The sequence below is a fragment of the Solirubrobacter phytolaccae genome (assembly GCF_027587195.1).
Taxonomy (GTDB): Bacteria; Actinomycetota; Thermoleophilia; order Solirubrobacterales; family Solirubrobacteraceae; genus Solirubrobacter; species Solirubrobacter phytolaccae.
In genome coordinates this window covers 1-19,282 of sequence record NZ_JAPDDP010000068.1, presented here as the reverse complement: position 1 = coordinate 19,282, position 19,282 = coordinate 1, and the positions used below count along the sequence as shown (strand labels likewise).

Genomic DNA, 19,282 nt, shown 5'->3' with positions numbered 1-19,282 from the left:
GCGGCGGCGCTCCCGATATACCGGCGCGGCAAACCGGACCGAAGTCCCCACTTTGGTCCACAGAGAAAGGGTCCCATGTCGCGTCTCCCCGGCGGCCGCACTCCGGCCGTCCTCCTCGCGCTGCTCGCCGGCGCGACGACCGCGCTCGCCGCGGCGCCTTCCGCGTCGGCCGACGTCCGCTCGCTGTTCGCCCAGCACGGCCCGGACGCCCCGATCATGGTCGCCGCGCACCGCGCCGACTGGCGCTCCGCGCCCGAGAACTCGCTGCCGGCCGTCGAAGCCGCGATCAAGGCCGGCGTCGAGGTCATCGAGATCGACGTCAAGCGCACCAAAGACGGCCAGCTCGTGATCATGCACGACGACTCCGTCAACCGCACGACCAGCGGCACCGGCAACGTCTCGGACCTCACGTTCGAGCAGGTCCGCGGGCTGCGTCTGCGCGAAGGCCTGGGCAACGGCTCCGCGGCGCTGACCGACGAGCGCGTGCCGACGCTCGAGGAGGTCATGCGCGCCGTCAAGGGCAAGGCGCTGATCAACCTCGACAAGGCCTGGGGCTACCGCGACCAGGTCTACGACGTGCTGGTCGCGACCGACACGGTCGAGTACGGCATGTTCAAGAGCAACGCGCCGGTCGCCGAGGTGCAGGCCTTCCGCGCCAAGGACCCGCGGATCATCTACTCGCACATCGTCGAGGACGGCAACAACGGCAGCCCCGCGCAGTTCGGCGACGACCAGCCGGAGGCGTACGAGCTGATCTTCGACAACCTCCTCGACGCGCAGGCGCAGCCGCCCTACGCCGCCAACCTGGCCAAGACGAGCCGCGTGTTCATCAACACGATGTGGAAGGGCCTGGCCGCCGGCTACACCGACGAGGCCTCGCTGCGCAACCCGCGCTTCGGCTGGAAGGCCGTGATCCAGGACCACTCGGCGACGATCATCCAGACCGACAACATCCCCGAGCTCCAGCGCTATCTGGCCGGCGCCGACGTGACGGCGCTTCCCGATCCCGCCACGCAGTTCCGCGTGCAGGCCGAGGACTACGCGGCCGGCAAGGGCACGGGCTACTGGGACAGCGACGACAACAACATCCCCGGCCAGTACCGCCCGTACGAGGGCGTCGACGTGTGCGACCAGCAGGGCGCGCTGGTCGTGTGTTACACGCGGCAGGGCGAGTGGCTGCGCTACGACATCGACGTGCCGCAGTCCGGCACCTACAAGGTCTACGGCCGGATCGCCGTCAACGCCCCCACCGGCCGCGTCTTCCTCGACTACGGCAACGGCGTCACCTCCACGCCGGTGAACATCCGGAACACGACCTCGCACGACGCGTTCAACCTGCAGCTGCTCGACTCCGAGCGCAAGCTGAGCGCCGGCAAGCAGTCGATCTGGTTCCGCATGGACGGCACCGGCACGCAGAACTTCAACCTCGACTACCTGCGCTTCGACCGCACCGCCGACGGCCCGACGATGACGTTCCCGACGCCGGTCGGCGGCACCGTCCCGGCGACGCTCGGCCTCACGCTCGCCGGCAACCTGAGCTTCGGCACGTTCGTGCCCGGCGTCGCGCGGGACTACGACGCCGCCACGGAGGCCACGATCACCTCCAGCGCGCAGGACGCGGCGCTCACCGTCACGGGCGGCAAGCTCGCCAACGGCAGCCGCACGCTCGCCTCGCCGCTGCAGGTCAAGGCCGGCGCGACGATGCCGCTGACCCCGCTCGACGGCACGCTCGCCCTGCAGTCCTGGACGGGCCCGGTCAGCCGGGAGGTGACGCCGATCGCGGTCCGCCAGTCGATCGCCGCCAACGACCCGCTCGCGACCGGCACCTACGCGACGACGCTGACCTTCACCCTCAGCACCACCCAGCCGTAGCTCAGACCTCGCCGAGGTAGTAGTCGACCTCGGGGCCCAGCTCGTGGCGCCTGCTCTCCGCACCCTCCGCGAAGAGCAGGACCTTGTCCGAGTCGGGGTAGATGCAGTAGCCCGCGCGGTCCTTGGTGGACCACATCAACATCCGCGCGGGCTCTGAGCCCTGGTTGGAGGTCTTGTGCGCGCCGGACGGGTTGTCCGGGAAGGCGACGACGTCGCCAGCCTTCAGCACGGTCTCGCCGTCGGGGTGGCGCAGCGTGATCTCGCCGGAGAGCACGAGCAGCCACTCCTCCTCGGTCTCCCAGTGGTACGGGCACAGCGCCTGGCCCGGCGGGAGCTCGTAGACGGTCGCGCCCATGCGCCGGCCGTCGAGCTCCGGCCCGAGGCGGTGGTATCCGCCCTTGTAGCCCTCGGGGTCCTCTTCGTCGTGCTGGAGCTTGACGTCTTCGAAGATGTTGAAGGACTTCATCGCGTCATCCCAGCACGTTTCGCAGCCACGCGTTCGCGAACCGGCCGTCGGGGTCGAGCTCGCGGCGGAAGGCCTGGAACGCGTCCCAGCGCGGGTAGAGAGCGGCCAGATCGGTTGCGGTGAGGAAGGAGCGCTTGCCCCAGTGCGGGCGCCCGCCGAACGCGCTCAGCGCGGCCTCGACGTCCCGGAACGCCGGCTCGTACGCCATCGAACGGAACACGTGTACGGCGACGAACGTGGACGCGCGGTCGTGCGCGGGAGAGAGCAGCGCATCGTCGCCGGCGCTGAAGCGCAGCTCGATCGGGAAGCTCACCGGGTGGCGCTCGAGCGCGGCCTTCGCGGCGCGCACCGCGTCCACGGCCGTTTCGCGTGGCAGCGCGTACTCCATCTCCTCGAAGCGCACGAGCCGCGGCGAGGCGAAGATCCGGTAGGACCAGTCGACGCGCTCGCGCTGGGAGGCGGCGCCGGCCATGACCCGGTTCAGGCGCGGGATCTGGCCCGGGAAGCGCCTGGCGACCTCGCTCAGGGCGCGGAAGGCGTGGTTGTCCATCAGCACGTCGCTCGCGTACCGGCGCGCACGGCCCGGGACGCTGCGCGCGTCCTCGGTCTCGTCGAGCGTGCGCACGAGGGCGATCTCGCTGTGCGGGAACGACCAGAACTCGAAGTGGTCGTGCTCGTCGGCGCGCACCTGCAGCGTGTCGAGGACCTCCCCGAGCGGCTCCGGGCGATCCACGATCCGCAGCCGGAAGGCGGGCACGCAGCGGATCGTCGCGGCCACGATCACGCCGAGCGCTCCCAGCGACACCCGCGCGGCCCTGAGCGCCTCCCCGCCGGCGATCGTCCGCTCGCTCCCGTCGGCCAGGACCAGCTCGAGCTCGACGACCTGGCCCGCGAGGTTCGGGAAGCGCGTGCCGGTGCCGTGCGTGCCGGTCGACAGCGCGCCCGCGAGCGACTGCGCGTCGATGTCGCCGAGGTTGGGCATCGCCAGCCCGCGCGCGTGCAGCTCGGCGGAGAGCGCCTTCAGGCGGATGCCGGTCTCGACGCGGACGAGCCCCGTGGCGGCGTCGGCGTCGAGCACGCGCGACAGGTGGTCGAGGCTGATCAGCGTGCCCTCGGTGGGGACGCCGCCGCTGAACGAATGCCCGGCGCCGACGACGCGCACCGGGGCGGGGCCGTCGACGATCGCCTGTGCCAGCTCCCGCCGGGTGCGGGGCGCGAGGTAGCGCGCCGGCGCGCAGCGCTGAGAGCCCGACCAGTTGACCCACTCCATGCCCGCGGACGGTACCGTCCAGGTGATGGAGATCGAAGCTGGGAAGGTCGCGGAGCTCGTGCGCGAGGGCAAGGTCCAGCTCATCGACGTCCGTGAGTCCTACGAGTGGGACGAGGGCCGCATACCTGGTGCGCGCCACCTCGAACTTGGTCAGGTGACCGCGCAAGCGGACACGATCCACCGTGAGACGCCTGTCGTCTTCTATTGCCGGGTAGGTGGACGGTCGGCCATGGCCGCGAACGCGTTTCGGCAGGCGGGCTACGACGCGTACACGATGACCGGAGGACTGCTGGAATGGGACGCACAGGGCTTGCCGCTCGAACCCGACGGTGGGCATGTGGCGGATCACTGATCGCGGCGCTCGCGGTCTGCGGCACCGCTGAGGCCGCACCGTCGCTGTCCAAGCTCGGCGACTTCGCCGAGCCCGTGTTCGCCGCCGGCGCGCCCGGCGACGGCGCGCGTGTGTTCGTCGTCGAGCGCAAGGGCAAGATCCTCGTCGCCAACGGCGCCGCGACGCAGACGTTCCTCGACCTCACCTCGGAGACGTTCTCCGAGGGCTCCGAGCGTGGGCTGCTGTCCCTCGCCTTCTCGCCCGACTACGCGACCTCCGGACGCTTCTTCGTCTACCTGACGGTCGCGGGCGGGGACATCCAGGTGCGCGAGTACCGGCGGGGCGGGTCCCCGGACGTCGCCGACCCGGCCAGTGGACGCGTGCTGCTGACGGTCCCGCACCGGGAGGCCGAGAACCACAACGGCGGCCAGCTGCAGTGGGGCCCGGACGGGCTGCTGTGGCTCGGCACGGGTGACGGGGGCAGCGGGGACGACGCGTTCCGGCATGCCCAGGACCCGGCTTCGCTGCTCGGCAAGCTGATCAAGCTCGACGTCAACACGGGCGCGGCGACGATCGCGTCGGTCGGGCTGCGCAACCCGTGGCGGTTCTCGTTCGACCGCGCCAACGGTCAGATCGTGATCGCCGACGTCGGGCAGGGCGCGCGCGAGGAGATCAACGTCGGGCTGGCGTCGAACTACGGGTGGCCGTGCCGCGAGGGCGCGATCGCGGGTCCGCGCCAGGACGCGACCTGCGCGTCCGGCACCGCCGGTCCCGTGCTCGACAAGACGCACGACGGCGACGGGTTCTGCTCGATCACCGGCGGCTACGTCGTCCGCGACCCCGGCCTGCCGACCCTGAACGGGCGGTACATCTACGGCGACTACTGCGCCACCGGCCTTCGCTCGGTCGACCTGGGCAACCCCCGCTCGGACGCCGCGCTCGGGCTCTCGGTGCAGGGCCTGAGCTCGTTCGGCGAGGACGCGTGCGGGCGGATCTTCGTGGTCTCGCTCAACGGCCCCGTGTGGCGGCTCGTCGACGGCGCCCCGTCGGCCTGCGACCTCGGCTCGCCGCCCGCGACGGTGGTGCCGGACACGCGCGCGTGCTCGCTGGCGCTGCGCGCGACGGGCGTCCGCAGCGTGCGCAAGTACAGGCGGCTGACGGTCGCGCTGCGCACCGACGAGGGTTGTCGCGCGACGGTGAAGGCGTCGATCAAGGGCATCGCGCAGTTCCGCTCGACCAAGACGTCTTTGACGGCGGGCAAGCGCGCGGTCGTGCGCGTGAAGCTGACGGCGCGGGGCGTGCGCGCGGTCCGGAGCGCGCTGCGCCGCAAGGCCTCGCTGCGCGTCGCCGTTCGCGTCACCGCGGTCGACGCGGTCGGCAACGTCCGCACACTCAGTCGCGCTGTCAAGATTCGCGGATGATCCGGTTCGCGGCGGCTGCGTTCGTCCTCGGCCTGGCGTTCGCCGCACCCGCCGCGGCGGCACCGACGCTGGAGCCCGTCGGCACGTTCATCCAGCCCACCTGGGCGGGTGCCGCGCCGGGTGACAAGGGCCGCGTGTTCGTCGCCGAGCGCTCCGGCCGGATCAGCACCGTCACGTCCGCCGGCACGACGACGTACATGGACATCACGGGCACCGTGCTGTCGCAGGGCAGCGAGCGCGGCCTGCTGTCGGTCGCGTTCCCGGCCGACCACGCGACGTCGAAGAAGCTCTACGTGTACGTGACCGCGCAGCCCGCCGGCGCGCTCGAGGTGCGCGAGTACACCGACGGCGACCCCGCGAGCGTGACGGTGCTGGCGTCGATCCCGCACACCGACAACTCCAACCACAACGGCGGCCAGCTCCAGTTCGGGGCCGACGGCCTGCTGTACGCGGGGACGGGCGACGGCGGCGGTTCCAATGACGAGTACCACCACGCCCAGGACCCCGGCTCGCAGCTCGGGAAGCTGCTGCGGATCAACGTCGGCAGCGGCGCGATCGAGCAGGTGAGCGTCGGCCTGCGCAACCCGTGGCGGTTCTCGTTCGCGCCCGACGGGCAGATCGTGATCGCCGACGTCGGCCAGAACGCGCGCGAGGAGATCAACGTCGGCCTCGCGGGCAACTACGGCTGGCCGTGCAAGGAGGGGACGATCAACGGTCCCCGGTCGGGCGACACGCGCTGCGCCACCGGCACCCACGTGCCCGTGCTCGAGAAGACGCATGGCGCCCCCGACAACTTCTGCTCGATCACCGGCGGCTACGTCGTGCGCGACCCCGGCCTGCCGACGCTCGCCGGACGCTACGTCTACGGCGACTTCTGCAACTCGGCGCTGCGCTCGGTCGACCTCGCGAACCCGTCGACCGACGCCGCGCTCGGCATCAACGTGAGCGCGCTGGCGTCGTTCGGCGAGGACGCCTGCGGGCGGGTGCTCGTCGTGAGCCAGAACGGGCCGGTCTCGCGGCTCGTGGACGGCACGGCGACGCCGTGCGACGCGGTGGAGCCGACCCCCACGCCGACCGTCACCCCCACCGTCACGGCGACGGCGACCGCCACCGCCACGGCCACCGCTACCGCCACCGCCACCGCCACCGCCACCGCCACACCGACCGTGACGACCACGCCGACGGCCACCGAGACCGCCTCCCCGACCCCGACCCCGCCCGTGATCGCCGCCGTGGCCACGCCCACCCCCACGCCGGTCTTCGCGCCCGACGCGCGCCCGTGCCTGGCCGGCCACCGCGTGACGGGCGAGCGCTCGCTCGCGCGGCGCGGCTACGTCTCGGTCGCGATCCGGACGAACAAGGCCTGCCGCGTCACCGTGTCCGCGCCGGGCTTCAAGACGCTGACGCGGTCGATGACGGCCGGCGAGCGCGCGGTCCTGAAGCTCCGCCGCACCCGGGGCACGGCGAAGCGCTTCACGGTCACGGTCCGGGCGGGCAGCGAGCGCGCCACGACCCGCGTCCGCTAGTCGGCCTCGACGCCCGGGATCATCCCGTTGCGGAAGGCGTCGACGAACCGCCGGTGGTCCTCGCGCGTGAGCGCGCCGTACTCGGCGCCGAAGCGCGCGAGGTCCTGGGCGAACTCGTCGTGGCGGCCGCCGATGACGTCGGTGATCTTGGCCTCGACCTCGATGTCCACGAGCGGGTGCTCGGAGCCGGAGTCGGACACGCAGTGGACCTTGGCGGTCGCGCGGCCGAGGTCGTGCACGAGCGGCAGCATCTCGTCGACCTCGGTCACGACGTCCCAGTCGAGGTCGGCCTCGTAGGGCGAGACCTCCTTGATGATCTGGCCGACGCCGTCGAGCTCGCACCAGCCCACCCACGGGTCGGCGTGCGCCTGCAGCGCCTGCTGGGAGACCGCGGTGCGGTGCCCCTCGTGCTCGAAGTAGGCGCGGATCTTCTCGTCGGTCACCACGCGTGAGACGGCCGGCGTGCCCGCCTGCTTCATGGACAGCACGACGTCGTTCTCCAGCGCCTGCGTCCGGCCCTCGACGAGCAGCGTGTAGACCTTCAGCCCGGCCGAGCCGATCCCCACGCCCGCGCGGCCCTTGACGTCCTTGACGGCGTACGAGAGCGACTGCTGGCGCTTGGCCTCCGGGATCGTGTCCAGGTACTGCTGGTACGCGGCGAGCACCGCGTCGCGCTCGGCGTCGTCGAGGTCACGCGCGCCCCCGCCGCTCGCGAGCCGCCGGTCCACACCGTCGAAGGCTGTCAGCGCGTCCAGCAGCCGCACGCGGGTCTCGGCCCGCGCCACCTGCAGCACGCCCAGCAGCGGGCCCTCGGTGTTGTCGAGCGTGAGCCGGAAGTCGCGGTCGACCTCGGAGGTCGCGAACAGCCGGACGGTCTCCACGTAGGCCTTGCCGTAGGTCTCGATCAGCGCCGTGATCGAGCCGTCGCTGAGCGCCTTGCGGAACCCGAGCAGCGCGAGCGACGCCGCCATCCGCTGCAGGTCCCAGGTGTAGTGGCCGAGGTAGGCCTCGTCGAAGTCGTTGACGTCGAACACGAGCACGCCCGCCGAGTCCATGTACGTGCCGTAGTTCTCCGCGTGCAGGTCGCCCTGGATCCACACGCGCGAGGTCGCCTCGTCCACCCACGGGTCGTCCAGCTGCGCCATGTCGGAGTAGAACAGCGGCGCGCTGCCGCGGTAGAACGCGAACGGGTCCGCGGCCATCTTGCGGAACTTGCCGCGGAAGGCGCGCGGGTCGCGTTCGATCAGGTCCGCGAAGGCGTCGACGAGGACGTCGACGATGTGCGTCTGGCGCTCGGAGTCGGATGCGGCAAGGTCTGCGATGGAAGGCATCGCGACGAATCGTCCCTTAACGACAAACGGCCGTGTCGTAAGACACGGCCGTTCTCGGCGAATCCGTCCGCTCCCCCTCCGTGAGGTGCAACTCTTCCGTCCGAACGCCCTCCAAAGCGTGGGATCAGAATGGCATCGCACCCGGAAGGGGCCAATCGGACATGCGTCTAGGCGGCGGCCTCTTCCTTGGTCTCGACGAGGGGCTCGTCGACGTACTGGGTCTTCGGAACGCGCTTGTACGGCTGCGAGGGCTCCTGCTGCTCCTCGTGGTACGCCGACTCGGCGTTGATCGCCCACAGGTCATGCTTCGAACCGGTCATGATGTTGTCGACCGCGCGCATGGCGGTGAGCATCGAGTGGTCCGAGTTGTTGTACCGATGCAGGCCGTTGCGACCGACCTGCTGGAGGTTGGAGATGCCCTCGAGCCAGCCCTTGATGGAGTCGACGCGATCGGAGTAGTCGGCGTCGTACATCGGGTACGCCTTCGGGACGCGCGTGACGAAGCCGCGCTCGACCTTGGAGGCCTTCGCCAGGCCGAGCTTCTCGATCTCGCGCTTGGCGAGCTCGACCAGCTCCTCGTCCGAGGACTCCCAGAGCTCGTCGCCCTTGAAGCAGAAGTACTCCATGCCGATCGAGGCCTTGGACTGGTCCGGGACCATCCACGGCGACCACGAGCGGAAGTTCTGGATGCGACCGACCTCGACGCCGGGCTCGTGGATGTAGATCCAGTTGTCCGGGAACAGGTCGTCGCCGTCGATGATCAGGGCGACCGTCAGGAAGTCGCGGTAGCGCAGGCCCTGGGCAGCGGCCTGGACCGAGCCCGGAGCGGCGGCGCCGGCCATGCCGACCGTCGCGCGCAGCGGCAGCGACGAGATGACCTGCGACGGCTCGATGCGCTCGCCACCGGCCTCGAGGGCGACGACGTTGCCGTCCTTGACCTCGATCGCCGTGATCGGCGTGTTCATCCGGACCTCGCCGCCGTTGGCGATGATCTCGTCGGCCATCGTCTCCCACATCTGCCCCGGGCCGAAGCGCGGGTAGTGGAACTCGTTGATCAGCGACTTGATCTTGTTGCCTTTGTTGCCGAAGAACGCGGCCTTGGCGGCCGAGAAGAACGACAGGCCCTTGATCCGCTGCGCGGCCCACTCGGCGCGCACCTCGGAGGCCGGGACGCCCCACACCTTCTCGGTGTAGGACATGAAGAAGTGCTGGTAGAGCCGCTTGCCGAAGCGGTTCGATACCCACTGCTCGAGGTTGTCCTCACGGCCCTTGGGCGTGATGGCCGCCCACATGTAGGAGAGAAGACAACGCGTCAGCTCGACCGGGCCGAGCTTCTTGATGACGTCCTGCCCGTTCAGCGGGTAGTCGAGGAACTTCCCGCGCCAGTAGATGCGCGACATGCGCGGGCGCTTGAGGAACTCCTCCTTCATCACCTCGTGCCAGAGGTCGTCGACCTCTTTGACCTTGGTGAAGAAGCGGTGGCCGCCCAGATCGAACCGGTAGCCGTCACGAACCTCGGTCTTGGCGATGCCGCCGACCTGGTCCTCCGCCTCGAACACGATGACGGGACGCCCCTCCTTCGCCAGGAGGTACCCGGCCGTGAGTCCGGCGGGGCCGCCGCCGAGGACGGCGACCGGCTTCTCGGGCCGGGACTGACGCGGAGCGTCAGCCGGCGTGATGTCAACGGTGGACATGCCCCTCACCATGCCCGCGCCTCATCGATTTCACGGCGGATGCTAAAGGCCGCTAACAGGCCTTAAGCCCAGGCTCTAACCTCTCCGGCCGTGCAGCCGAGCAGTGCTTTGGACATCCTGCTGGTCGACGACGACCGCCCGTTGCGGGAGATGCTCACGCGCTCGTTCGAGCGCGAAGGTCACCGCGTGACCGCCGTCGGCGACGGCGACACCGCGCTCGACGCCGCCGCGGAGCGCGCGTACGACGTCGTCCTGCTCGACGTCGCGCTCGGCGCGGGCCCCACCGGATACGACGTCGCTCGCGCGCTGCGTTCCCGGCGCGATGTGGTCCCGATCATCATGCTGACCGCGCTGGACAGCGAGGCGGACGCCGTCCAGGGCCTGGAGGCCGGCGCGGACGACTACGTGACCAAGCCGTTCGGCCTGGCCGAGCTGCGCTCGCGCATCCGCGCGGTGCTGCGGCGCGCGCAGGGCCGCGTCGTCGAGGGCAACGTGCGCGTCGGCCCGATCACGCTGGACCGCGATCTGCGCCGCGTCACGGTCGGCGACGATCCCGTGCGGCTGACGTTCAGCGAGTTCGAGCTGCTCGGCTGCCTGATGAGCCGTCCGGGCTACGCGTTCAACCGCCAGGAGCTGCTGCGCGCCATCTGGGGCGACTCCGCGTACCGCGACCCGCGCGCGATCGACGTGCACATCCGCCATCTGCGCGAGAAGCTCGAGGCCAAGCCGGAGGAGCCGAGCCTCATCCTGACCGTCCCCGGGCAGGGCTACCGCTTCCGCGAGGCATGATCCGGACGGCACTGCGTGGGCTCCGAGGCCGGCTGCTGCTGGCCTTCGTGGCCACGAGTGCCGTGACGCTCGCGATCGCGGTCGCGATCACGCTCGGCCCGCTCCAGGACCAGCTGCGCGACCAGAACCGCAAGCAGCTGCAGACCGCGACGGAGAACCTCCGCATGAAGTTCGGCGACGCGGTGCGCGCCGGCGCCGACAAGGGCACCAAGCGCGGGAACCTCGTCACGAGCCGGCTCGAGAACCGCTACACCGAGCTCGTCGAGCCGGGCTACGACCTGCGTGAGCGGACCGGCGCGCGCGTGCTCGTCACCGACAACCAGCTCACGAGCACGAACGGCAAGTCCCTGTTCCTGTTCGACACCGACCCGACCGTCGACGAGTCCGCGGCGCTCGCGATCGCCCTCCGTGCCCGCCGCGAAGGCCTCTCGCAGACGGTCCTGCGCGACGACACGCTCACGTTCGCGATGCCGCTCTTCGACGACGACGAGATCGTCGGCGTCGCGGTCGCCCAGCGCAGCCTGGCCGACGTCGCGAGCACGGTCGCGCTCGTGCGCAACCGCTTCTTGATCTCCGCGGCCGTCGGGCTCGCGGTGGCGATCGGGCTCGGGCTCGCGCTCTCCGGCACGCTGACGCGCCGGCTCAAGCGCCTGCAGCGCGCCGCCTTGCGGATCACGGCCGAGGGCCCGGAGGCGCCGCCGCCGATCGACCGCGGCCGCGACGAGGTCGGTGACCTCGCCCGCGCGATCAACCGCATGCAGGACGAGCTACGCCGCCAGGAGGCGGCCCGGCGCTCGTTCGTCTCCACCGCCTCGCACGAGCTGCGCACGCCACTGACGATGCTCCAGGGCACGATGGAGCTGCTCGACGAGGACCTGCGCGAGGGTGGGGACCTCACAGACGCGCAGGAGCAGGTCGCCAGCGCCCGGCGCGAGCTGCGGCGCCTGTCCGTGCTGGCGAGCGAGCTGCTCGACCTCAGCCGGCTCGACGCCGCGGTGCTGCTGCGCTCCGAGCCGGTCGAGCTGGGCGAGATCGCACGGGCGGTCGCGGCCGAGTTCGAGCTGCACGCGTCCGAGCGCGGGACGGTGCTCGACGTCGAGTCGCCGGGGCCGTGCTGGGCGCTCGGCGATCCCGCCGCCTGCGCGCGGGTGGTGCGCATCCTGATCGACAACGCGCTGCGCTACGCGCCGGCCGGCGAGCCGATCCTGATCTCCACCAGCCACCGCCACGACACGGTGATCCTGCGCGTCGCCGACCGCGGGCCGGGCGTGCCGGCCGAGGAGCGCGACCGGATCTTCGAGCGCTTCCACCGCGGCAAGGCCACGAGCGAGGTCTCCGGGTTCGGGCTCGGCCTGGCGATCGGCCGCGAGCTGGCCGAGCGCATGGACGGCACGCTGGGCCTCGAAGACGCCGACCAGGGCGCGCAGTTCGCGCTGACGCTGCCGGCTAGCGCGTCTTCACGTAGACCGTCGCCTGCACCGGGTTCGGCCGCGGCGGCGTGAAGTTCGTCGGCTGGATCGAGGCGACCTCCATCGTGGGGTCGTTCGAGAGCGCCTGCGACCACTCCTTCGAGCGGATCCGGATCAGCTTCGTCCACGGCGCGCGCCAGCGGTTGAGCGTCCACACGATCGGCTCCACGAGCACGACGCGGGTGCCCGGCTCGAGCGAGGCGATCAGCGGCGCGAGGTCCGTCTCGGCGCTCGTCGCCTCCAGCCGCTCGACGCCGTCGCGCCAGTCCCAGACGCCGAAGTCGGTCTCCTCGCCGGTCAGCGTCGCGTAGCGCAGCCCGTCCGGCAGGTAGTAGTGCAGCAGCGGGATCGTCTCGGGCTGGGTGGAGATCACGAGGTCGCCGGGCGCGAGGCTCGGGCCGATCGTGTGCGCGATCGAGCGCACGTTGCTCTTCTCGACCGGCGCGCTGTCCTGCGCCCACATGACCACGACGAGCACGAGCCCGAAGACGCCGAGCCGGCGCGCGTGGGCGAGGCCGCCCGTGGCCAGCAGCAGGAACGGCGCGACGGCCACCGCGAGGTAGCGGTTGGCCCAGGCGGGTGAGCTCTGCGAGAGCGCCCAGGCGAGCGTCGGGGTGAGCACGCAGATGATCAGCAGCGCGATCGCGGCGCGGCCGTGCTGACTCAAAGGCCGCGTGCGCAGCAGCGCGATGATCCCCGCGCCCGCGCAGATCAGGAAGACGATCTCCGGCAGCCGGCCGAGGATCACGCCCGGCACGCCGAGCAGCGAGCTGAACGCGGGCGCGTCGGCCCACGGGGCGCCGGTGTGCTGGGCCTGGTAGAGCGTCGTCGGCACCCACGGCAGGTACAGGACGGCCGCGCCGCCGAAGCCGAGCAGCGCGTCGCGGAAGAGCTCCTTCCGGCGCGGGCGCTCGGCGATCGCGAACAGCACGATCCAGGCCGCTCCAGCCGCGGCGCCGAAGAAGATCGGCCAGTTGTGGGTGTAGAGCGCGACCGCCTCCGAGACCGCGAAGCCGATCACCCACGGGCGCCGGCTGGAGGTGTCCAGCGCGTAGGCCCGCAGGAAGCAGACCGTGACCGGGATCGCCAGCAGCGCGACCATCGCGTACATGCGCGCTTCCTGGGCGTACTGGCTCAGGAACGGGTTGAAGGCCATCAGGATGGCCGCGATCCAGCCCGCCTTCTGCGTGCCCCAGATCTTCAGGCCCGCCCACCACGCGACCGGGATCGCGAGCAGCGCGCACATCAGGCTGAACGAGCGGACGCCCTCTTCGGAGTCGCCCGCGATGCCGAGCCAGAAGTGCAGCAGCATGTAGTACAGGGGCGGCGAGCCGTCCTTGCGCAGCGCCGCCGGGATGTCCCCGAGCGGGCGGTCGGCGATGCCGACGGACAGGCCCTCGTCGATCCAGAAGCCGATCTTGAGCTCCGCCGTGCGGACCGTCAGGGAGAGCGCGATCAGGACCGCGAGGCCGATCGGCACGGCGAACCAGCTCGTGCTGAGCGCGCGGGCGTGGCGCGCGAGGGCGAGCGGGCGGCGGTGGGCGGCGAAGGTGGCCATCGATCAGCGGGCGCAGGAGGAGCCGATGACCCACTTTCGGGTCTTGGCGATCCGCGGGAAGCGGGGGTCTTTGGACAGGGCCGAGTAGGACGGGGCGATCGTCGTGCCGGGCGGGAAGGCGAAGATCTCCGACTCCATCTCGTGCAGATGCATGTACCACGCGACGGCCTGCGTCTGGAAGGCCCCGGTGTAGACCGTGCCGCAGGCCATGAGCTTCTCGCGCCCGCCGGCCGCCTCGATCGCCTCCGGGACCGTGCCGTACAGCTGGGCCTCCTGGTCGATCCGCCACGCGGCCTCGTCGAGCTCGCGCACGTCGGCGATCACGTACGGCGCGGACGCGGCGGCGATCACGACCGCCAGCGCGGCCGCGGCGACCGTGCCCGCGCGCTTGTTGGTGGTGCGGACCAGCCACACCCATCCCGCACCGGCGAGCACGCACACGAGCGCGGCGGGCAGCGCGACGTAGCGCAGGTTGCCGGCGAACCCGGCCTGGGTCATGCCCGCGACCGCGACCATCAGCACCGTGCCGATCGCGGCCATCGCGAGGTAGAGCCCGTCTCTTCGGAAGATCGCGACGAGGAAGGCGATCACGCCGCCGACGTACACGGGCAGCGAGAGCACGGACGCGCTGCGGTTGAAGACCTCGATGAACGGGTGCGCGGCGAACGCGGCCGAGTCCGGGTTGGGCTGGCGGGCGCGGTTGGCGGCGCGCAGGAAGTCGCCGGAGCCGATGTACTCGGGGACGAACCACAGGACCAGCAGCGACAGGCCACCGCCGCCGACCAGCAGCAGCGTGCTGAGCTTGCGGTCCGCGATCAGCAGGTAGAGGCCGTAGAGCGCGATGAACGGCCACACCTCGGGGCGCAGCAGCGCGGCGCCGAGGCCGAGCAGGAACGCGTCGCGCCGGCGGCCGTCGAGGTGGCGCTCGAGCGCCCACAGGCACAGCGCGACGAGGATGCCCTCGGAGTTGCCGCGGAAGAAGTTGCGGATGAACTCGTCGGCGAGGAACAGCGAGCTCGCGGCGATGATGCCCGCGAACGGGCCCGCGAGCCTCGCACCGAGCCGGTAGGCCATCGCGAACGCGAGGATGCCGCCCGCCCGCGCGACGGTGAGCCACAGCAGCGGCGCGCCGTCGTCACCCGCGAAGCTGAACGGCGTGGTGAAGATGACCGGCAGCGGCTTCCAACTCGGGCCGGTCGTCGTCACCAGGTCGCCCTGGGCGACCTCGCGGCCCCAGATGATCCACGCCCACGGGTCGTAGGTGGGAACGCTCGGCAGGAGCAGGCTCAAGCCCGCGAGCGCGAAGCACGCGAGCAGGAGCAGCTTCCACGGACGCGCCTTGGGCGGCGGCGCGTCGACCGGTTGCGGCGGCGGGGCGAGCCGCTCCAGCACACGCGAGGCGCTTGGCGCGAGAGCTGAGAGCGGCGTCAGGGCCAATTAACCGATGCGCAGGGCGGACGCGACTCCAGGGAGCGGGTCCGCGGTGAGATCGACGTGCTCGCCGGGCGTGGCCCAGACCTTCAGGCCGTGGTCGAGCGCGGCGATCGGCAGGTCGGCGGCCTCGGCGAACTCGCGGGCGCGCCGCTCGAGCAGCGTGCGGTCGCCCGAGACGAACAGGCGCTTGGCCGCGAGCGTCGTCGCGTCGTCCTCGACGAACTGCGGCGACTGCGCGTCGAGCGGGTAGCGGCCCGCGGAGCCGAGCGTGGTCAGCAGCTCGTAGCGCGCGGTGCGACCGAAGCCGGACAGCGCGAGCCGCTCGAACACCCGGTCGAAGCGACGGGCCGGCGTCCAGCTGTCCTCGCCCATGATCGCGGCCTCCTGCGAGCCGGCGCGCTCCACCCACGCGAGGTAGGCGTTCGCGGCCTTCTGCTTGGCCTCGGGGAGCGCGGAGATGTCCTTGTCCGCCCAGCGCGGTTGCGCCGCGGTCAGGGCCTCCTCGAGCTCCGGCGCGAGCGCGATCAGGAACGCCAGCCAGGTGGCGTCGTTGAGATCGGCGATCTCCGCGATCACGGGGTGCGGGCCGGGCGGCTGCAGCCGCTGCACGGCCTGGGTCAGCGCGCCCGCGAGGCGCTCCGCATCGGCCGTGGCCTTCATCCCCTGGACGAGCGGGTTGCGGTAGCCGTCATCCGCGGCGCGCACGAGCTTGCGCGTGACGACGCGGTTCGTGCTGCTGGAGCCCCGCGAGGACGAGCTGCTCGAGCTCGAGCCGGAAGCGGCGCGCGAGCGTGGCTCCGGCTTCGTCCCGGGCTTGCGCACGGTGACGTACTTGATGGGCGCCTGGTTGCGGAGCTTCTCGTCGAGCTCACGCGAGCAGATCGAACACTTGGAGGTAGGCCGGTTATGACGGCAGAAAGACCCGGACATCGCGCCGACTCACGCTAGCGGGTTCGCGATGATCTCCGCTCCGCGTGCGGGAGCGAGGGTGATGCTGCGGCGGCGCATCCGCTCGCCTTCTGCGCTCACGGGTCTGAGGCTGAACCGCTCGCTCACGGCTCGTAACACCTCGCGGAGCTCGAGTTGGGCGAACGCGGCGCCGACGCACCGTCGGGTGCCGCCGCCCCACGGGATCGGCCGCCCGCGGCGGTTGGCGAGGTAGATGCAGGGCGCGACATAGACGCCTTCCGGGAGCGTGTAGCCGCCGAGCTCGTAGGGCTGGAGCGTCTTGCGGGCGGTGATGGAGAGCACCGGGCGGGTGCGCAGGACCTCGTCGATGAACGGGTCCGGGTCCTGCGTGAGGTCCGTGGGGTGACGCGCGAGGCGTTCGAGCGCCCAGGCCAGCGCGGTCGCGGTGGTCTCGTGGCCGGCGGCGAGCAGGGTGACGAGCTGGTCGCGGAGCTCTGCGCGGGTCGCTCCGGAGTCTCTGAGGAGGTCGAGGATCGAGTCGCCGGTGGAGGGCTGGTCGATGCGCGCGTAGACGAGCTCGTCGATCCGCTCGACGGCTTTGAGGAAGCGGCCGTACGGGCCGATGTCGCGTTGGATCAGCGACATCGCGATCAGGTTCGTGGTGCTGCCGGTGAGGTCGAGCGCGGCCCGCAGCGCCTGCTTGAGCTCGGGGTCGCGGGTGCCGAAGATCACGCGCTCGATCACGTCGAGCGTGAGCTCCTGCATCTTCGGCAGCGCTTTGAACGGCGTGTTGACGGGCCACGTGTCGAGCTGCTCGTGGGTGATCGCGCGGATCTGCTCGGTCCAGCGCTTGAGCGCCTGCCCGTGGAAGGGCGGCAGGACGAGCCGCCGTTGCCGCAGGTGCTCGTCCCCATGCAGGATCAGCAACGACTTCGCGCCCACGAACGGCTCCATGAACGCCGCGGCGTCGCCGCCTTGGAGCACGTCGGGCGGCGCGGCGTACACCCGCTTGATGGCGTCGGGGTCGCTCGTGAGCACCATCGGCGCGTCCCAGTACGCGGTGCGCAACGTGAACGCGTCGCCGTACCGCGCCTCGGCGTCCCGCAGCAGCTTGGTCGGCCGCACGATCCACTCGACGGTCTGCACGGCGGCGGGCGCCTTCGGTCCGGGCGGAAGCACTCCCCGAACATAAAGCCCCAGGTCCTTTAACTTCGCAACGCCTCCGTCGGGGAGAGGCGGGCGGCTCTCAGCGCGGGGTAGAGGCCCGCGACGCCGCCCGCGACGACCGAGACGAGGACGCCGCCCGCCAGGGCGATCAGCGGGACCGCGACGAGCCAGCCCTCGTGGGTGGCGTAGCCGAACGTGACCAGCGCGCCGAGCGCCGTGCCGACCACGCCGCCGATCGTGGCGAGGATCAGCGACTCGGACAGGAACTGCACGCCGACGTGGCGCTTGGTCGCGCCGAGGGCGCGGCGCAGGCCGATCTCCGAGCGGCGTTCCAGCACCGAGATCACCATCACGTTCGCGATCCCGACGCCGCCGACCAGCAGCGCGACCGCGCCGAGGCCGAGGAACAGCGACGTGAACGCGGTCTTGGCGGCGGCGCGGGCCTCGAGCGCGTCGGACGGGCGCTCGACGCTGACCTCCTCCGGGTGCTCCGGGTTGGCGCTCGCGCCGAGCAGCTCGCGCACCGTGCTGACCTGCTCCTGGTCGGCGCGCACGAACACCGTCGACGGGTTCGGGTCGAGGTCGAAGATCGTCTTGGCGGCCGCGAAGCCGATCAGCGCGGCCGTGTCGAGGTTCGAGGCCAGCGCGACCGGGTCGAGGATGCCGATGACCGTGAACCAGCGGCCACCGATCCAGACGCGGCCACCCGCGTCGTCGAGGCCGAGCGTGGCCGCGGCCTCCGCGCCCAGCACGACGGTCGGGTAGCGGCCGGTCGCCGCGTCGAGGAAGCGCCCGCGGCGCAGGGTCGCGCCGACGGCCTCCTGCAGCGCCGGGTCGGCCGCGGCGACGCCGATCCCGCCCGTCTCGGCCTCGTCCACGTACGGATTCCGGCGCACGGTGGCCTCCCCCACGCCGGCGATCGCCGCCACGGACTCGACGCCGCCCACCCGCCGCAGCATCGCGGCCGCCGACTCCGGCAGCACGGACGCCTCCCCCATGAACGACTCGCCGGGCGCGACCTGCAGCAGGTTCGTCCCGAGCTTGTCGAGCTCGGCCAGCAGGTCGGCCTTGGAGGACTCGCTGATGCCGAGCACGGCGACCATCGCCGCCACGCCGATCGCGATCCCCAGCGCCGACAGCGCCGCGCGGGCCCGCCGCGTGCGCAGCCCCAGTGCGCCGGTGCGGAGCACGTCGCCGGCGGTCATGACGACACCGTCCGTTCGACAGCCGCGGCGTGGGAACGAGCCCCTGGGCGAGTTCCCACCGAAGCATCCGAGCGCGCAGCGCGAGCTGATGCGACCCCATCGGTGATTGACACCCGGCGCGGGAACGCGTCGGCGACCGCGGGGTCGTGCGTGATCGTCACGATCGTCGAACCGGCCGCGTGCAGCTCCCGCAGCAGCGCGAGGATGCCCGCCCCGGTGCGGCTGTCCAGGTTGCCGGTCGGCTCGTCGGCGAACAGGATCGCCGGCCGCCCGACGAGCGCCCGCGCGATCGCGACCCGCTGGCGCTCGCCGCCCGAGAGCTTGGACGGCGGATGGCTGAGCCGGTGCTCCAGGCCGACCGCCGTCAACGCCTCCCGCGCCCGCACCCGCCGCTCGCCCGGCGCCACGTCCGCGTACAGCAGGCCGGTGGCGACGTTGTCGAGCGCGGTCATCCCATCCAGCAGGAAGAACTGCTGGAACACGAACCCGATCTCGCGCGCCCGGAGCGCCGCGAGCGCGCGTTCACCCAACCGCGCCGTGTCGTGTCCCGCGACGAACACGTCCCCGGACGTCGGCCGCTCGAGCGTGCCCATCACGTGCAGCAGCGTCGACTTGCCCGAGCCGGACGGCCCGACCACGGCGACCGCCTCCCCCGCCGCGACCGTGAGCGACACGCCGCGCAGCGCCTCGACGCCGCCCGGATAGGTCTTGACGACCTCGACGAGCCGCAATACGGCCGCCACGTCGGTGCGCGCCGCCCCGGCCGCGCCAGCCGGCGCCACCCCGGAGCGCGCCGCGCCCTCGCCGGCCACCTCGACGACGCGGCCGGTGTGCGGGAGG

Annotated in this window: 16 protein-coding genes; 6 read left to right on the top strand and 10 right to left on the bottom strand. The window is 71.8% G+C overall.

Annotation, left to right across the window (positions count from 1 at the left end; all coding sequences use genetic code 11):
- Positions 1-75: 75 nt before the first annotated feature.
- Entirely contained in the window at positions 76-1,872 is a 1,797-nt protein-coding gene (locus OJ997_RS27535) for a glycerophosphodiester phosphodiesterase family protein (RefSeq protein ID WP_270028518.1), read from the top strand.
- Position 1,873: 1 nt separating this feature from the next.
- Here the strand turns inward: OJ997_RS27535 and OJ997_RS27530 are convergent, their stop codons facing one another.
- Together OJ997_RS27530 and OJ997_RS27525 are read right to left on the bottom strand one after the other, a co-directional pair.
- Positions 1,874-2,338 (bottom strand): cupin domain-containing protein, encoded by a 465-nt coding sequence (locus OJ997_RS27530; protein ID WP_270028517.1) that lies wholly within the window; start codon positions 2,336-2,338, stop codon positions 1,874-1,876.
- A gap of 4 nt (positions 2,339-2,342) precedes the next feature.
- Positions 2,343-3,608: a D-arabinono-1,4-lactone oxidase gene (locus OJ997_RS27525; protein WP_270028516.1), complete on the bottom strand. Its 1,266-nt coding sequence runs from the start codon at positions 3,606-3,608 to the stop codon at positions 2,343-2,345.
- 25 nt (positions 3,609-3,633) lie between these two features.
- On the opposite strand from OJ997_RS27525, the gene OJ997_RS27520 reads away from it, so the two are divergent.
- Genes OJ997_RS27520 through OJ997_RS27510 form a run of 3 tightly spaced genes read left to right on the top strand, consistent with a single transcriptional unit; the run spans position 3,634 to position 6,886 of the window.
- Positions 3,634-3,960 (top strand): rhodanese-like domain-containing protein, encoded by a 327-nt coding sequence (locus tag OJ997_RS27520; protein ID WP_270028515.1) that lies wholly within the window; start codon positions 3,634-3,636, stop codon positions 3,958-3,960.
- Positions 3,903-5,360 carry a PQQ-dependent sugar dehydrogenase gene (locus tag OJ997_RS27515; RefSeq protein WP_270028514.1) on the top strand — a complete coding sequence of 486 codons (1,458 nt, stop codon included), beginning with the start codon at positions 3,903-3,905 and terminating at the stop codon, positions 5,358-5,360. The genes OJ997_RS27520 and OJ997_RS27515 overlap by 58 nt, the downstream gene beginning before the upstream one ends.
- The gene (locus OJ997_RS27510; RefSeq protein ID WP_270028513.1) at positions 5,357-6,886 is read left to right on the top strand and encodes a PQQ-dependent sugar dehydrogenase; all 1,530 of its coding nucleotides are present in this window, start codon (positions 5,357-5,359) and stop codon (positions 6,884-6,886) included. Before OJ997_RS27515 ends, OJ997_RS27510 begins: the two co-directional genes overlap by 4 nt.
- Here the strand turns inward: OJ997_RS27510 and OJ997_RS27505 are convergent.
- Complete coding sequence (locus OJ997_RS27505; protein WP_270028512.1) at positions 6,883-8,217, bottom strand: DUF2252 domain-containing protein; 1,335 nt, start codon at positions 8,215-8,217, stop codon at positions 6,883-6,885. The genes OJ997_RS27510 and OJ997_RS27505 overlap by 4 nt on opposite strands.
- Before the next feature lie 167 nt (positions 8,218-8,384).
- Positions 8,385-9,911, bottom strand: coding sequence for an NAD(P)/FAD-dependent oxidoreductase (locus tag OJ997_RS27500; protein WP_270028511.1), 1,527 nt, complete (start codon positions 9,909-9,911; stop codon positions 8,385-8,387).
- A gap of 90 nt (positions 9,912-10,001) precedes the next feature.
- On the opposite strand from OJ997_RS27500, the gene OJ997_RS27495 reads away from it, so the two are divergent.
- Positions 10,002-10,700, top strand: coding sequence for a response regulator transcription factor (locus OJ997_RS27495; RefSeq protein WP_270028510.1), 699 nt, complete (start codon positions 10,002-10,004; stop codon positions 10,698-10,700).
- Positions 10,697-12,202: a sensor histidine kinase gene (locus OJ997_RS27490; protein WP_270028509.1), complete on the top strand. Its 1,506-nt coding sequence runs from the start codon at positions 10,697-10,699 to the stop codon at positions 12,200-12,202. Before OJ997_RS27495 ends, OJ997_RS27490 begins: the two co-directional genes overlap by 4 nt.
- On the opposite strand, the gene OJ997_RS27485 is transcribed toward OJ997_RS27490, so the two are convergent.
- Genes OJ997_RS27485 through OJ997_RS27460 form a run of 6 tightly spaced genes read right to left on the bottom strand, consistent with a single transcriptional unit; the run spans position 12,147 to position 19,185 of the window.
- Positions 12,147-13,727 (bottom strand): glycosyltransferase family 39 protein, encoded by a 1,581-nt coding sequence (locus tag OJ997_RS27485; RefSeq protein ID WP_270028508.1) that lies wholly within the window; start codon positions 13,725-13,727, stop codon positions 12,147-12,149. The genes OJ997_RS27490 and OJ997_RS27485 overlap by 56 nt on opposite strands.
- A gap of 3 nt (positions 13,728-13,730) precedes the next feature.
- Positions 13,731-15,119, bottom strand: a complete 1,389-nt coding sequence (locus tag OJ997_RS27480; protein ID WP_270028507.1) for a hypothetical protein — start codon at positions 15,117-15,119, stop codon at positions 13,731-13,733.
- A 45-nt stretch (positions 15,120-15,164) separates the two neighbouring features.
- Positions 15,165-16,091 (bottom strand): alpha-glutamyl/putrescinyl thymine pyrophosphorylase clade 3 protein, encoded by a 927-nt coding sequence (locus OJ997_RS27475; protein WP_270028506.1) that lies wholly within the window; start codon positions 16,089-16,091, stop codon positions 15,165-15,167.
- 9 nt (positions 16,092-16,100) lie between these two features.
- Positions 16,101-17,249, bottom strand: coding sequence for a cytochrome P450 (locus OJ997_RS27470; RefSeq protein ID WP_270028505.1), 1,149 nt, complete (start codon positions 17,247-17,249; stop codon positions 16,101-16,103).
- Positions 17,250-17,275: 26 nt separating this feature from the next.
- Positions 17,276-18,442 (bottom strand): ABC transporter permease, encoded by a 1,167-nt coding sequence (locus OJ997_RS27465; protein ID WP_270028504.1) that lies wholly within the window; start codon positions 18,440-18,442, stop codon positions 17,276-17,278.
- Entirely contained in the window at positions 18,439-19,185 is a 747-nt protein-coding gene (locus OJ997_RS27460; RefSeq protein WP_270028553.1) for an ABC transporter ATP-binding protein, read from the bottom strand. Before OJ997_RS27460 ends, OJ997_RS27465 begins: the two co-directional genes overlap by 4 nt.
- Positions 19,186-19,282 lie beyond the last annotated feature (97 nt).

What these genes read in the sequence shown, in the direction of transcription:
- OJ997_RS27535 (WP_270028518.1), top strand. Translation starts at nt 76, where the DNA reads ATGTCGCGTCTCCCCGGCGGCCGCACTCCGGCCGTCCTCCTCGCGCTG.
- OJ997_RS27530 (WP_270028517.1), bottom strand. Translation starts at nt 2,338, where the DNA reads ATGAAGTCCTTCAACATCTTCGAAGACGTCAAGCTCCAGCACGACGAA.
- OJ997_RS27525 (WP_270028516.1), bottom strand. Translation starts at nt 3,608, where the DNA reads ATGGAGTGGGTCAACTGGTCGGGCTCTCAGCGCTGCGCGCCGGCGCGC.
- OJ997_RS27520 (WP_270028515.1), top strand. Translation starts at nt 3,634, where the DNA reads ATGGAGATCGAAGCTGGGAAGGTCGCGGAGCTCGTGCGCGAGGGCAAG.
- OJ997_RS27515 (WP_270028514.1), top strand. Translation starts at nt 3,903, where the DNA reads ATGGGACGCACAGGGCTTGCCGCTCGAACCCGACGGTGGGCATGTGGC.
- OJ997_RS27510 (WP_270028513.1), top strand. Translation starts at nt 5,357, where the DNA reads ATGATCCGGTTCGCGGCGGCTGCGTTCGTCCTCGGCCTGGCGTTCGCC.
- OJ997_RS27505 (WP_270028512.1), bottom strand. Translation starts at nt 8,217, where the DNA reads ATGCCTTCCATCGCAGACCTTGCCGCATCCGACTCCGAGCGCCAGACG.
- OJ997_RS27500 (WP_270028511.1), bottom strand. Translation starts at nt 9,911, where the DNA reads ATGTCCACCGTTGACATCACGCCGGCTGACGCTCCGCGTCAGTCCCGG.
- OJ997_RS27490 (WP_270028509.1), top strand. Translation starts at nt 10,697, where the DNA reads ATGATCCGGACGGCACTGCGTGGGCTCCGAGGCCGGCTGCTGCTGGCC.
- OJ997_RS27485 (WP_270028508.1), bottom strand. Translation starts at nt 13,727, where the DNA reads ATGGCCACCTTCGCCGCCCACCGCCGCCCGCTCGCCCTCGCGCGCCAC.
- OJ997_RS27475 (WP_270028506.1), bottom strand. Translation starts at nt 16,091, where the DNA reads ATGTCCGGGTCTTTCTGCCGTCATAACCGGCCTACCTCCAAGTGTTCG.
- OJ997_RS27465 (WP_270028504.1), bottom strand. Translation starts at nt 18,442, where the DNA reads ATGACCGCCGGCGACGTGCTCCGCACCGGCGCACTGGGGCTGCGCACG.